Raw genomic sequence first — 12,796 nt, 5'->3', positions numbered from 1 at the left:
TTGGCGGTTTTCGCGTTTTTCAAACATTTTTCCAACATGCGGTTCGGTAGGGCCTTGGGATCGTTTGAAACCGTCAGAACATCGGGATTGCGCTTTCCGGTTTCCTGATCGCCTTGTGGTTGCTACCTTTTGTGTCAGGAGGCCACCATGCACCTATATATGTCCGGCACACCAAAGAACGACGCCTTTCAGGCGCTGGAAAACCAGATGTGCTCGCACAGGCTGTTCTCCATGCACGGCGACTATGCCCGTGAGGTCATGAAATGGCTCTCGATGGCAAAGGCAGGTGTTCGGACGTTTGATGAACAATGCGAGTACGAACCGGCGTTGCTCGCCAAACTTGAACGCCGGGACCGGGAGCAATCTCGGCTACTCGCGCAACGTGGGATCGCGGAGCGTTGGGTGCCTTATGCGGTCGCTTTGCGGGAGGCCAGCAACAATCGTTCCGCGACTCTCCCGTCGCACATAATGCTCGACTCGGGTGCTTTCACCGCTTGGAACGCGGGGGCAAGGGTAACGCTCGACGAAGTCCTCGCTGCCTACACAAGATTTCTCACGGAAGCGGACGGTCTGTTTGATGAAGTGTGGCTGATCAACCTTGATTCCATCCCCGGTGAACGGGGGCGCGATCCGACGCAAGCGGAACTGCAATATTCGTTCGAGGAGTCGGATAGAAACCTTTCGGCCCTCCGCTCGGAATTTGGCGACCGCGTGCTGCCCGTCTTTCACCAAGGCGAGGGCAGGGAGCGATTGCTTAGCATCGTCGATCAAGCGAAGGGCTACTTGTGTCTCTCACCCAACAACGCAAAGCCCGAGGCCGAAAGAACCCAATGGGCACAACTCGCGAGGCTCGCGTTGCGCGATCTGGCCTGCAACGTAGAAACCCACGGCCTCGCGACCACAGGCAATGAGATGATCCGGGAGGCGGGCCTGACATCCGGCGACTCAGCCGCTTGGAATCAGCACGGCTTTCAGGGGCAAGTGGACCTCCTTGAAACCCAAACAACACGTCAAAACAACTTTACTCTCAAAGAAGCCCAAAACGGTGATCTTGAGCGAGAAAACCAGCGCATCGCGGAAAAGCAGCAACCGAGGTATCGCGGCTACCATATTGGCGTTGAAATGGATGACTTTGACCTCAATGCCAATGAGAAGATGATCGGCAACGACCGCAACATCAGTTTTCTGCCGAAGCGCAAGCGAGAGTGGATCCGAGGAAAGGTCGAGAGCTATTTCCCCTGGCCCATGGCGCTAGTCGATCAGCGGGCACGAGGCTTGATCTGCATGGGGGAGTTGAGGGCCTATTCAGAGGCGTTTAAGTGGCAACCACCCGGCGTCAAATCATACCAAGACGGCGAAGCGCTGCCCTATCCGTTCAGTGAGGAGTTGCGCGCCTATCCAATGAAGGAAGATCGAGACCGCTTTCTGGCTGATCGAATGTTTGAGGGCCGTTTATGATCGAGCCGGAATGCAAACAGTCAGTCCCCAGCGGGTTTCTTGATGCGCTCACAAAGGCCAACAAGTTTCGTGGGCGAGGAACGAAGTTATTCCCATGGCTCGGATTCGTCGAACTGGCCGGGAGCAAACTATATGCATCCGACAATCGTTCGATTGTGGAAATCGACGTAGGTGCAGACCTTGGTTCGGCTGTCTTCACCGCCCGTGATGTTGCTGTCTTGAAAGCCATGTGCGGTGAACCTGTCACCTGCGATTTCCACGATGGCTTGGCCTTGACTTGGGCGGATGGGCGTTGGTTCACATCGGAGACGCAAGCCAACACTCGTCTTTCCGAAAGCTGCCGACCTTTGATCGAGAAATACTGGCGCAAGGGGCGGCCCGTGCCTCCCATCGTCACCGCCAAAGCAAAACAGGCAAGGCTGAGTGAAGTCGTGAAATTTGCAGCGCAAACCACTGGCGAAAAGCATCACCAGTATTGGCATGGGGCAACTATCGCCAAGGTAATGTCGCTCGCAACATTTTATGATCCCGAAGCGTCACCAGCCTCATTTTCGTTCCCAAACGGAAAGGGCTTGATCGTGAAGCCCTCGAAGGGCAGAATCAACCTATGATCGAGACATACACAGACGGGTTCTTTTACCATCCCGACGCTGCCGTTGCACAGCGTGTGGTAGGCGGCGACTTGAACCCGCGTCTCGACGATATTTTTGTGACTGCGCTTGAGGAAACGGTTGCAGCTAGGACCGCTGCCGAGAAACGCGTCAGCCGCCTCAAGAACCGCATGAGCGAGATCGAGGCCCAAATTGCTGAGGCCGAGGAGGAAGTCGCTCGCATCGAAGCGCACCACCAGCGCCAGTACGATGCCATGGCCAAGTATGAACGTGGCGACGACCTTAATGCGGACGAGCAAGAACTGCTGACGCCGGAATTCTCCAATCTCGTCAAGGAGCAGCGCAGAGCCGATCTTGAGGATCAATTCGACGCCCACCGTGAGGTGTTCGGAAAGTTATCAGACGACGGCTGGGAAACCGAGAACAAGCGCATTGAAGACGGCTTCCTATATGTGACTGTAAAGCGGGCGGTTGAAGTGGCAGAAGCTCCCGAAGCCAAAGTCGCAACGAAAGTCGCTAAGGCTTTGGCCAAATTCTTCGCTCCAAGTTTTGATCGCGGCGAACGGGTCCACATGTGGGACCGGCTCGCCTCTTTGCAGCCCGTGAATCCGGGTGCGGGATGATCGAGTCCGAGCAGGAGTTGTTTCGGCTCTTTGGCGGCGATGACCCTTCACAGCCCGGACCCCAAGAACGAACCTTCAAGACAATCGAACTCGAACTGCAAGATCGCACAGGATTTGACCGCTATCGCGGCGATCCGAGCAAAACGCCGCAGCAGAACACCGCCGCTGCGCGCAAACTGATCAAGGCAGTCGAACTCACGGACCCGCATCGGCACTACTTGCTGGTTAGCGGCAAGAGAGAAGTGCGCGTTGATCAATCCCGACTGTTGAAGGTTGGGAGGGCGATGCGTGATCCTGAAATGGTGGTTCGGTATCTGGGCCAGCGGGAAGCTGCCAGAAGCGTCGATTAAGACAAGCTGCTTACCTGCACGTATTTGGTGTGAAGTGTTGCGCCACTTCCCCCACATCTGGTATGTTTGGTCCGGAAATTCCCAGTATTAGTATCAATTTGCAGAGCTGCAAAGTTGCTCACCGCAAGTTGGCACAACTCCCGAGGTGCATACCTAGATTGTTAATCAGACCAAGACTCACCGACTATCATGGTATTCACGCGGCCCAAGTCGATCTCGATTTTGCCATTCCATTTCTTGATGAAGACATTCCGCTCTACCTCGATCCGTTTATGCTGTGGCGATCACCTTCGCAGCAGGATCAATCGTTACATACGGGCCTAGTAAACGCCTTCAACCACCTTGGGCTGTTGGCCTCTCAGGCGCGCGGGTCCGAAGCAATTGAGACGCTGATAATAGCCTCTGAGTGCGATGAAGTCGGTCTTGGCACATCGCTGACCAGAAAGGGCAAGCGGATTGGACCGGACAAAGCAAAAGAGGTCATAGACCTCTTCAAGAGCATTCCGCACTACCAGCAGAATGGCTTCCGGCACTTCGAGGAAATCCAGTTCTTTGTGGAAGGCATTTCGAAAGACAGAATTTCAGACATTAGCTGCAACTTTTTGAAGTCCTTTCTCATAGATTTCACGATTGACCAGTGCGAAAAACTCGGGGTTCCCACACAGCCGTGCACTGTCAATCATGTGTATGATTATCGAACCAACAAGTTTGTTCGGGAAGAAGGGGTCGCCTTGCCTGTAAATCCCGAAAATGGATCGCCGATCATCCTTGTTCCCAAACGCTGGATGCGCTTTGCCCCATGGATTAACTACGACGACTACTATGAGAAGCACTGCCCTCAAGACGAGATTTCACACAAGCCGGAAGAACTAACGCGGGTCAAAGTCCTCAGCTACAATCGCCATAACTACGGTGTGGTAGAGAAGTACATCCAAGCAAAGGAGCGGAGTTTCGAGGATTGTGAGAATGACCCATTGTTCTCGCAAATTCCTGTGACCTCAGCGAAGCGCATATTCGCCCAGATTAAGAAACTCCCTACAGGCAAGACGGGTGGAGCGGACACTAAGTATGAGAACTTGGTGGGGCGATTGCTTCCATCGCTCCTGTATCCGAGTCTTGATTTTGCCCAGGTGCAAGCGAGGACTGATGACGGTGTTTCTATCCGTGATCTAATTTTTTACAACACTCGCTCGGTCCCATTGCTGCAAGAGCTTATGGACGACTACGGGTCACGCCAAATTACTTTTGAAATGAAGAATGTAGCTGAAGTTGGGCGCATTCATTTCGATCAGATCAATCGCTACTTAACCGATGAGCTTGGCAAGTTTGGCGTTTTCGTCACTCGAAACCCTTTGAAGAAAGCTGAAGTTAAGCGCGCCGTGAACCTTTGGGCAGGGCAACGAAAAGCTGTTATCACTTTGACAGATGCGGACTTGGAGCAAATGGTCGAGGTGTTCGATAGTAGGGAGCGAGAACCGATTGACATTTTGAACAAAAAGTACGTCGAGTTTCGGCGTGAGTGCCCATAGGAGATAAAAGTGGAAACCAACGAAGATGTTGAAAAGCTCGAGAAGCTAATCGGGCAGTTGCAGGGAATGTATGCTGAGATCGGCGCTTTAGCAAAGAAAAGCCCGAGCGATTCCGTAAACGGGTTCAAGCTCAAGATGATAAACAAGGTACTTGAGGCGGGGAACTCTGTTTTGGGCTCCGACTACAAACCTTTCGAAGAGTTTGATGTTTTCGATAGTGACGATGCGCCGACTAATAGCGACGTAACTATGATTCTTTCACAGTACATGGAGGAAGCTGAACGATTTCGTTCTGACAATGTCAGGCGAAACAGCACTGGTAGGTATTACTATGTTGTATCGGGGGAAATAGGAACCATTGAATCAGGCCCTCCAACCAAGATTGGGCGCAAGAGATGAGGTTCGAAGACGAGTATGATCTTGAGTTTGTAACTACTGATGCAATCGTTGAGGAGTACGAGGCAAGCAACGATGTTTTCAATGCGTTGCTTTTGGAAGTTAAAGAGCTTTCGAAGAAAAAGCCTGATGCAACCATGAGCGCAAGCAAAGTCAAGATCGTCAATAGAGTTCTCCAAAACTTGATGACTGTTTTGAGTGGACAGCCTGAAACGAAGTACCTCGAGCTTTTGGATGATGAGGTGCTGCCGCAGGTGAGTGACGCGGTCCTCGTGATGGTCCAATTTAAAACAGCACTACGATCATTCAAAGAACGTCATCATCAGTACATCTGGAGGGAGAGCCGTTGGATGACTGCCGAATTTGTCGCAATTCTGAGAGCAGACTTCGAATCCAATGAGCAAGACTTGGACGACGACGAAGGGGCATAGGGGAAGGGCAATGCAGCAGATTGCCCTATAGCTCTGTCTTCGTCAGAGAACGCGGTTGGCGGCGCTGTCCCACGCTGACACCGCACCACACCGAGTTGCCGCAGAGAGCCGCAAGAATCCCCGGTCTCTCGTCGATTTCAAGGCACATCGACCCAAGCGGGTTTGGCGAGCGCGAAGAGAGACGCATTCACCACCACCCGCGAAGGGTCTGCTGCACGGCGAGGCCTGCTTGCAGGTATTGCGAGGCGAACCCACCGAGGATCAGCGCGATGCCCAAGTCGCCGTGTCCGCCCGCGCTACGGCTTTGGCTGATGATCTGATTGCCTGCCGCCGTTGTCGTCGTCGCGAAGGAAGCCAGGTCGGCCTCGATCTCGTCGCGCAAGGGCAAGTCGGGCGCGAATTTGAGATCGCCCGAGGCGAATAGCACGGCGAGATTTTCGATCATGAAGGTTTTGCCTGCGTTGACATACCGCGACCCCTTCTTCGACCAATCCTGCCCGCCCGTCATCTGCACCGCTTTGTGATCGACGCCTTGATCCCAGAGCATGTCCGAGACGACGCGCCCGATGGACGTGCCGTCGATGGCAAGTTCTGACTTCCCTCCGAACGGCGGCGCGTTGCGTAGGCGCACGAGATGGTCCACCACATCGACGTAAGACACGCCACGGAAGCGGTCGGCGTAGACAACGGTGCGCTCGCGCGGGCCGACGATGATCTTGCCGTCGTCCAAAATGGGCAACGCTTGGTCCTTGATCACGATGACCGCCGAGAAGTCGTTCGCCTGACCGAGGTCAGCAGCGACCCAGTAGCGTTGATACCCTGAGATACGCGGGATTGCGGGGTCTTGGTTGGTCTCGTTCACCACCTCGCCATCGGGCAGGTAGACGAGGTTCAATTCGGGTTCATAGTTCACATCTTGGGGCATATCGCGACCTCTGTTTTGCTTGTGGCTTGTTCGATGATTGCGAGGTCGAAATAGGCGTGGCCATCGCTTAACATTTCCACCTCGATTTCTTGTCGGAATTTGGTCGCAGACAGCGTGCGGCGCATCCGTTCGACCTTTTCGGCCAGCCTCGGAATGTCCGTGCCGCGCACGACAATGCGGTGGATGCCGTCGCCGGGTTTGGCGTCGAGGAACAACCGCGCGAAGTAGTTGTTCTTGCCTGCGGGCGTGCTGCTGAAAAACACCTGCCCGTCTTTCGTCAGCATCGGCAGGACGCCTGAGATCAGGTCTTCGCCGCCGTTTTCACCTTGGAGGAAGGCGCACTCGTCGATGATCAGCAACGACACCGACGGATAGCCTCGGATCGTGTCCGACGTGGACGGCAGCGCGACCACGCGGGCACCGTTCGACATTTCGAGTTCGGTCAAGGTCGAACGCGTGATGACCAAATCCGTGCGGCGAAGTTGCTGCCCGATCTCGCGGGCGATGATCTTGGCTTGCCGTTCGGCGGGCGCAACGCAGATGGTCAAGCTGTCGGGAACGTGTAATTCCTCAACGGCACGCGCGGCCAACACCGAGGTTTTGCCCGCCTGACGGCCTACGCGCAGGGCGATCTCTGACGCCTGCGTGGTGAACGCCTCGACCTGCCAAGGATCAGGCGCATGACCGATCCAGTGGCTCAGGCGCGCGACGGGATCGAGATCACGTTCGAGGCCCACGCACCAGTCATGGAGGGCGTCAAACGGCATTCTTCTGCCGCTCGTAATAGGCGCGCATATTGGCGACGCTGCATTGGGTGCAGTTCCGATTGCCATCTCTCGGCGAGACATGCCCGTTCTTGCAGGGGATGCCCGTGAAGTAGAGCTTGCCGCCTTCTTCAAGCATCACATCGCGGCTTTGCGGCAGGCGCGCCCAATCGGGCGATCCGGCCTCCTTGGCGGCGGCACGGCGGCGGCTGTATTCCTCCCAGCCCTCGAAATCTCGATGGGTCATAGCACCTGCTCCTCTTTCGTGACCGACAAGACGTGGTGGCGCATGTGGCGAAGCAGCGGCTCGCGGGCGGCGGGCACCTCGTCACAGACGGCTTGCAGGATGGATTTGAGCGTCACCCATTCAGGCGATTCCGCGAGCGTGACCGAGACCGAAAGGTTGGTTGCGAGTTTGCCCTGCATGGTAGCAATGTCGCGCAGCACCTTCCGCAGACCTTCCATAGAAGCGAGGGCGAAACCATCGTCGCCCGCTTCCTCGGCCTTGGTGATCAGCTTTTCGACACGCCGCGCGAGGCTTTCATAGGTCCGCGCAACGTCCATCCGCTCGTCGTTGAGAACGCGCGTCGCCCCGTCCAAGGGTTCGATACGCGCCTCGGCCAAGATCGCGCGTTCCATTTCCTCGGTGATGTGTTCCTTGCGGTAGCGCGAGACGGAATCCGGGTGCATCCCGACACGTTTCGCGACCTGCGCCTTCGACATGCCACCGGGCAGACCGTGTTCCCCAAGGACGATCTGCTTGATGATCGTCTTCTTCTCGGGGTGCGTGTTGATCGTGCTTGGGCGTCCGCTGCCTTTGTTCCCTGCCATTTTCAGGATACTCCCGCTGCTTTGGTTGAGGCGGGAATGGGCAAGCATGTATCGTCGCGATACCAATTGATCCGCTCTTTCAGGCGGGTCCACTCGCCAACGGAGATGTCCACCAGATGATCATGAACGCGATTTGCCGCCTCTTCCCTCATGCCCGCCGCGACGAGATCGCAGCGCAGCTTGCCAGCCTGAACGCCAGTCAGACGGAGCTTCATCACCTGTGCCAAGGCGACGATCAACGCGTCCTGCGCGCTTTCTGACGGGTCGAGTTGGGCATGGTCGTGCTGTGTGACCACAGTCAGGTCGCGCAGCACGAACACCTCGTCTTCGGCGGAGAAGCCAAGCACGACGCGATAGGCCCATTCCAAGGTTGCACGATCCTCAGGCGTCATGGGATTTCTCCATCAGCGCGAGTTTCGTCTGCATGTGCTGTGGCAGGTCGTCGCGCTGGTCCCAGGATTTGACCGTCATGCCCTCGGCGCGCAGGCGCTGATACTGACGCGGGTCTGACCCCATCACATCGCGGCGCATGTAGGCGACCCGCTGATCCTCGTCCTTGATGACCGTGGTCGTTGTCGTCGCGACATTGCCGCGACCGCGACGGTGGGTGTCGTCGGGTTTGTCGGGATCGACGATCTCCAACGTCGCACCGATCTTCGCTGCCGCTTCCTTGGCCGCACGATACTTCGCGGGGTCGCGCGCCTCCGCGCGTGTCAGGGTGTGGGCGGGCTTGGTCCCTTTGGGGTAGTAGTTGCCGTCAGCGGCGCGCTCATAGCCCATATCGGCCAGTTGCTTGTCCGTCTCGGTCTGCTGTTCGAGGCGGCGTTGCATATCCTTCTTCTCGTCCAAGATACGCGTATTGAAGTCGCGCAACCCGTCGAGTTTCTTTTGCTGCTGCCCCACAGTCTCGGTGAGCGCGGAAACCTGCTGAATGAGAGCTTTGAGGGCGGCGGATGTATCGTCGGCCATTTTGAGATCCTTTCGTTCCTAAACAAAACGGACACAGGCGGAAGCCCATGTCCGTTTCGCTGATTAGGACATGAAAGGACCGCCGATCCGTCATGCGAACAACTTATCAAGCAGCCCTGGATGCCCCGACCGGAGAAGCAGGTGGAGCGCGTTTTGAAGGGGTGTTTTTTAGGTGGAGCCAACGCGCCCGAATGTCTTCGACGGCTTCCGCATGGCGCTGTTGGGCCGCGGGCGTTCGATCCGTCGGCATCGGGAAGTCGGCACCCTCCATCATGCGGCGAACACGCTCACCTAGTACGTTCCCGTCCCATCCGATCAGGCTGCACAGGAAGGCACGGTGGCGGGCGTGTGGGCCAGTTCGATCCGTCAGGACGGCGATTGCCCGATCCTGCTCCGCCTGCGTCGTAAAGGCCGCTTGGCCGTCGGATTTTGCGGTCACGAACAGGTCACGGTAGGCCTGCATGATGATTGCCGTGACCAATGCCGCCTCAGGCGATTGGGGGCTATCCCCAAACATCAGGCTCGCAGTTGATCGACCACGGAGGCGATGTGCTGCCACGGGATCGGGAACGAATGGGGATGCACCTCGACTGTCACGCCTTCGGGCTGCACAAGCACGTTATAGCCGTCGCGGTAGATGTTGCCCTGTTCGGGTTCGAGCGTCGATTTGAGGTCGTCCGCGAACTTGGCGGCGTCGGGCACGCCGAGGTTCGACGTGGTGTTCATGCGGGTGTAGGTGAGTGTGACGGCTTCATGCTCGTCGATGGTCGCGGTGATGGTCATTGTCATATCCTTTTTGCAGTGGCGCGCACCGGGTTCATCGCGGCAGCTAGGAGAGCCGATGCTAGGCCATTCCCGATGCGCGCAGACCCAGCATGACATGCGTATCACCCGCCGTTGGGGCGTTGTTCCGGGGAATGAGGTGGAGGTGGGGCAAAAGCAGGTGGCGCAATTCGCGGGGATGCCGAACATATGTCAGCCTTGGTGACGGGTTTTGAGGTCTTTTCCGCAGGCCGTTTGATAGCGCGTTTGAAACTGCGGCGAACTTCCTCGCATCCGTCTTGTTTTATTAGGCAAACTCGCACCGCCCCTACTGATATGTGTTCAGTCGGCGGCGTTCGAAGCGGGTAGATGCGACCATCTCGCGTCAAGCAGGTAGAGATAGCGGGAGGAGGTAGGCACGGACTTTTCGTGGCACCGCCCGCAACCGTGCAGGCAATGACGCTATTTCACCCCCCTACAGGCGTAAGGAAAATTAGTTGGTTGGTCGGTGAAGACGTCACCAACTAACCAACTAATAGTTTCGCTATAATGCGCCCCACTGCATTTCCTGCATACCCTGCACGAAAACGGGCGATGCCCGAAGACACCGCCCATCGTTTGTTGGTCTGCTCACCGAAATCAGTGATCAGCCATCATTCGCTCCAACTCCTCGGCTGAAACGTCCTTGGGCGGAACGATCAGCCACTTGCGAGATTTCTTCTCAATCTCCCAGCCACGACGACGCAGCACGCCCTTCAATGAACCAAGCTCGCGCGACAGCGTGGATGCAGTCATTGGCAGGCCCGACACGCGGATACCTGAGTTGCCGTCCGCTGCTAACTGCATTTGCGTCAGCAATTCCTGAGGCGACCCCCAAAACCGCCCGCGCGCGATGCCTTGGCAGACCTCTGAAAGCGCCTGCATGGTGGCAGAGTCGTCCGCTGCCTCATCCTGCGCTTCCTCCTGCATGTCCATCATGCGGTCAACGAACCAACCGGGTTCCTTGCCCATCAGGCGCGCGACGCCCTCTCCAACGGTTGCAAACTCGGCCATGCGCAGGTCGTCAGGCACATTGTCAATCTCGGGCAGCGTGCGCAGCACATCCCGCACGAGGTTGAACATCGCGCCAACCATGCGCGGAGCCTTATCGACCAAATCCCGTTCGAACTGTGTCTCGCGGATTCGCTTCTCTGGCCGCTGTAACTCAATTTCGATCATGCGCGAGATCAGGTCAGACGCGTATTTGGTCGGGTCGATGCCATTGACGATCACCGGGCGACGCACCCAGAGGGTGCTAAGGTCACGGTTGGTGAACAACTGCCGCACTTCAAACCCCATGCCCGTGCAGACACCGCACAGCAAGTCGGAGATTTTGGTTAAGTTCGACATGTTCTCAAGGGTCAGCACGCCATTGTGCCAACAGCGGATGAGCAGGTCTTCGGGCTTGCTCGTCTCGCCATAGGCGACCATCGCGGGGACAGGATCAATCAAGGTGCGCATGACGATGGTGGCCGACGTTTTGCCCGAGCCATACTCACCAATCAGGTTGACGATGGGCGATGGGCTGTCGGGGAAATACATCTTCACAGCGCACGCCATGAACAGAACGAACTGATCATCGTCGAGGTTGATCATGGACCGCACGTCGTCGATTGTGCCCGCCAGATCGGCGGAGAGGGGCATCTGCTTCGATCTGCGGAACGTCGGGCACCATTCATCGTCACCGACAAGGGATGCCCCTTCGCTCGTGATCTTTGCCACGTTGTCCTCCACATCGCAGAGATCGACATAGACAGTCTCGTCGATGCGGGCGACGCGCAGATGCACCTCGCGCACGTCTGAGCAATGGGCACGGGCGAGCGATTGAACGGACGTGACAGTCTCGGCAGACACCACCTGGCCTGCCTCATACGCCTTGCGTCGCAGCCAGTCGGCAAACACCTGAGAGTCGATGGGCACGGCGCGACGAGGCGAGATACCCCCGTAGGCGGTGCCGTCCTTGTCGCGGAACAGATCGACGTTTTCGATCACGTCGGTCAAAATCTCGCGCCCCACGTCCGAGCCGTTGAGCTTCACGTCGTCGGGCAATCCGCCTTGGTAGCCGCCTGCACAGGCATAGGCCCAGAACGTCGCCGCCTTGCAGTTGGGCTTGCGCTTCGAGAGGTCGTTCCACTTCTCGCGGGCATCATTGTCGCTTTCAAAACCGTCCGTCGCCTGCGAATAGGCGATGAACTGCGCGACACCTTCCTGCCCAAACGCGGCGAGGATATTGAACCCCGCAGACACCCACTGGTGATAGTCGCCACCGGGACGTGCTTTGGCGAAGGCCGCAACCGCTGCGTCAACGTCGATCTCCTTCTTGGTCTGACCTGCCTTCGGGCCGGTGCGTGACGGCTTGGCCTTCTGCACGACGAGATCGCCACCTTCCTCGAACTCGATGTATCCCGCGTCCGACCATCCCGTCGGTGTCATGGCGACGCTCTCAAGGGCAAGCGGCAGGGCGATAACGGGCCATTCGCCATGTTTGGGCAGCAGCTCCACATAGTGTTCGACTTTGTAGCTGTCGGGCTGATCTGGGCGCGGCGAGCGGGCATGGATCGTGTCCGTCGAATGAAACATGCCTTTGCCCTTGCCATCGTCGGGCACAAATTTCTCGTGGTCCCAAGGCGACTGCGCAAGCGCGGTGTTCGCCTCGTTCAGAATTTCGCGCATCCGCTTTCTGACATAGTCGGCGCGGGAGGCGCGTTCGAAGACGATCCAAATGTGGTAGCCGCGACCACCGCCCGACCGCACGACGAAGTGAGGAGTGCCGTGGCGATGCAGGACTCCCGCGACGAACCCAACGCGGGTGCGCATCACCTGTGGGGCAACGCTGCCGTCGTGATCGTCGAAGTCGAAGACAGCGAAGTGTGACTTGCCGTCTCCGGTGTTCATGTTGATCCCGATGGGCTGCGAGCCGTCGAGGTGCGCACGGATCACGTCGTCGGTGATCGGGCGAGGGGTGCCTTCATCGCGTGCCGGGTAATAGGCTTTCTTCCCATCGACCCATTTGAGTTTCGAGTAACCGCCACTCATTTCGGCGATCTGTTTTAGCTGCTGAATATTGTCCATGCCATTATCAGGATGGACCCGCTTCACCGGTTCAGC

15 protein-coding genes are annotated in these 12,796 nt (G+C 57.2%); 7 read left to right on the top strand and 8 right to left on the bottom strand.

Annotated features, from left to right (window positions below; translation table 11 throughout):
* Positions 1 to 147 precede the first annotated feature (147 nt).
* From AC2FLM_RS13990 to AC2FLM_RS13960, 7 genes are all read left to right on the top strand, one after another.
* Positions 148 to 1,458: a hypothetical protein gene (locus AC2FLM_RS13990; protein WP_496858711.1), complete on the top strand. Its 1,311-nt coding sequence runs from the start codon at positions 148 to 150 to the stop codon at positions 1,456 to 1,458.
* Positions 1,455 to 2,069 (top strand): hypothetical protein, encoded by a 615-nt coding sequence (locus tag AC2FLM_RS13985; RefSeq protein ID WP_496858710.1) that lies wholly within the window; start codon positions 1,455 to 1,457, stop codon positions 2,067 to 2,069. The genes AC2FLM_RS13990 and AC2FLM_RS13985 overlap by 4 nt, the downstream gene beginning before the upstream one ends.
* A complete protein-coding gene (locus tag AC2FLM_RS13980; protein WP_496858708.1) occupies positions 2,066 to 2,692 on the top strand; it encodes a hypothetical protein in 627 nt (208 codons plus the stop codon). Before AC2FLM_RS13985 ends, AC2FLM_RS13980 begins: the two co-directional genes overlap by 4 nt.
* Positions 2,689 to 3,042 carry a hypothetical protein gene (locus tag AC2FLM_RS13975; protein WP_496858706.1) on the top strand — a complete coding sequence of 118 codons (354 nt, stop codon included), beginning with the start codon at positions 2,689 to 2,691 and terminating at the stop codon, positions 3,040 to 3,042. Before AC2FLM_RS13980 ends, AC2FLM_RS13975 begins: the two co-directional genes overlap by 4 nt.
* A gap of 158 nt (positions 3,043 to 3,200) precedes the next feature.
* Positions 3,201 to 4,571: a DUF8370 family protein gene (locus AC2FLM_RS13970; RefSeq protein WP_496858704.1), complete on the top strand. Its 1,371-nt coding sequence runs from the start codon at positions 3,201 to 3,203 to the stop codon at positions 4,569 to 4,571.
* Between the two features lie 9 nt (positions 4,572 to 4,580).
* On the top strand, positions 4,581 to 4,970 hold the full coding sequence (locus AC2FLM_RS13965) for a hypothetical protein (RefSeq protein ID WP_496858702.1): 390 nt from the start codon (positions 4,581 to 4,583) through the stop codon (positions 4,968 to 4,970).
* The gene (locus AC2FLM_RS13960) at positions 4,967 to 5,398 is read left to right on the top strand and encodes a hypothetical protein (protein WP_496858700.1); all 432 of its coding nucleotides are present in this window, start codon (positions 4,967 to 4,969) and stop codon (positions 5,396 to 5,398) included. Before AC2FLM_RS13965 ends, AC2FLM_RS13960 begins: the two co-directional genes overlap by 4 nt.
* Before the next feature lie 187 nt (positions 5,399 to 5,585).
* On the opposite strand, the gene AC2FLM_RS13955 is transcribed toward AC2FLM_RS13960, so the two are convergent.
* The 8 genes from AC2FLM_RS13955 to AC2FLM_RS13920 form a co-directional block, all read right to left on the bottom strand.
* Positions 5,586 to 6,323, bottom strand: a complete 738-nt coding sequence (locus AC2FLM_RS13955) for a hypothetical protein (RefSeq protein WP_496858698.1) — start codon at positions 6,321 to 6,323, stop codon at positions 5,586 to 5,588.
* On the bottom strand, positions 6,308 to 7,090 hold the full coding sequence (locus AC2FLM_RS13950; RefSeq protein ID WP_496858697.1) for a terminase large subunit domain-containing protein: 783 nt from the start codon (positions 7,088 to 7,090) through the stop codon (positions 6,308 to 6,310). The genes AC2FLM_RS13955 and AC2FLM_RS13950 overlap by 16 nt, the downstream gene beginning before the upstream one ends.
* Positions 7,080 to 7,334 carry a hypothetical protein gene (locus AC2FLM_RS13945; protein WP_496858695.1) on the bottom strand — a complete coding sequence of 85 codons (255 nt, stop codon included), beginning with the start codon at positions 7,332 to 7,334 and terminating at the stop codon, positions 7,080 to 7,082. The genes AC2FLM_RS13950 and AC2FLM_RS13945 overlap by 11 nt, the downstream gene beginning before the upstream one ends.
* On the bottom strand, positions 7,331 to 7,918 hold the full coding sequence (locus AC2FLM_RS13940; protein WP_496858693.1) for a hypothetical protein: 588 nt from the start codon (positions 7,916 to 7,918) through the stop codon (positions 7,331 to 7,333). Before AC2FLM_RS13940 ends, AC2FLM_RS13945 begins: the two co-directional genes overlap by 4 nt.
* Before the next feature lie 2 nt (positions 7,919 to 7,920).
* On the bottom strand, positions 7,921 to 8,310 hold the full coding sequence (locus AC2FLM_RS13935) for a hypothetical protein (protein WP_496858691.1): 390 nt from the start codon (positions 8,308 to 8,310) through the stop codon (positions 7,921 to 7,923).
* Positions 8,300 to 8,887, bottom strand: coding sequence for a hypothetical protein (locus AC2FLM_RS13930; protein ID WP_496858689.1), 588 nt, complete (start codon positions 8,885 to 8,887; stop codon positions 8,300 to 8,302). Before AC2FLM_RS13930 ends, AC2FLM_RS13935 begins: the two co-directional genes overlap by 11 nt.
* Before the next feature lie 516 nt (positions 8,888 to 9,403).
* On the bottom strand, positions 9,404 to 9,670 hold the full coding sequence (locus AC2FLM_RS13925) for a hypothetical protein (protein ID WP_496858687.1): 267 nt from the start codon (positions 9,668 to 9,670) through the stop codon (positions 9,404 to 9,406).
* Positions 9,671 to 10,288: 618 nt separating this feature from the next.
* Entirely contained in the window at positions 10,289 to 12,760 is a 2,472-nt protein-coding gene (locus AC2FLM_RS13920) for an AICE element replication initiation protein (protein ID WP_496858685.1), read from the bottom strand.
* Positions 12,761 to 12,796 lie beyond the last annotated feature (36 nt).

Source organism: Ruegeria sp. SAZD011, from assembly GCF_059612545.1.
Note: the sequence above shows the minus strand (reverse complement) of the source record. Positions and strands in the feature narration are given on the sequence as shown.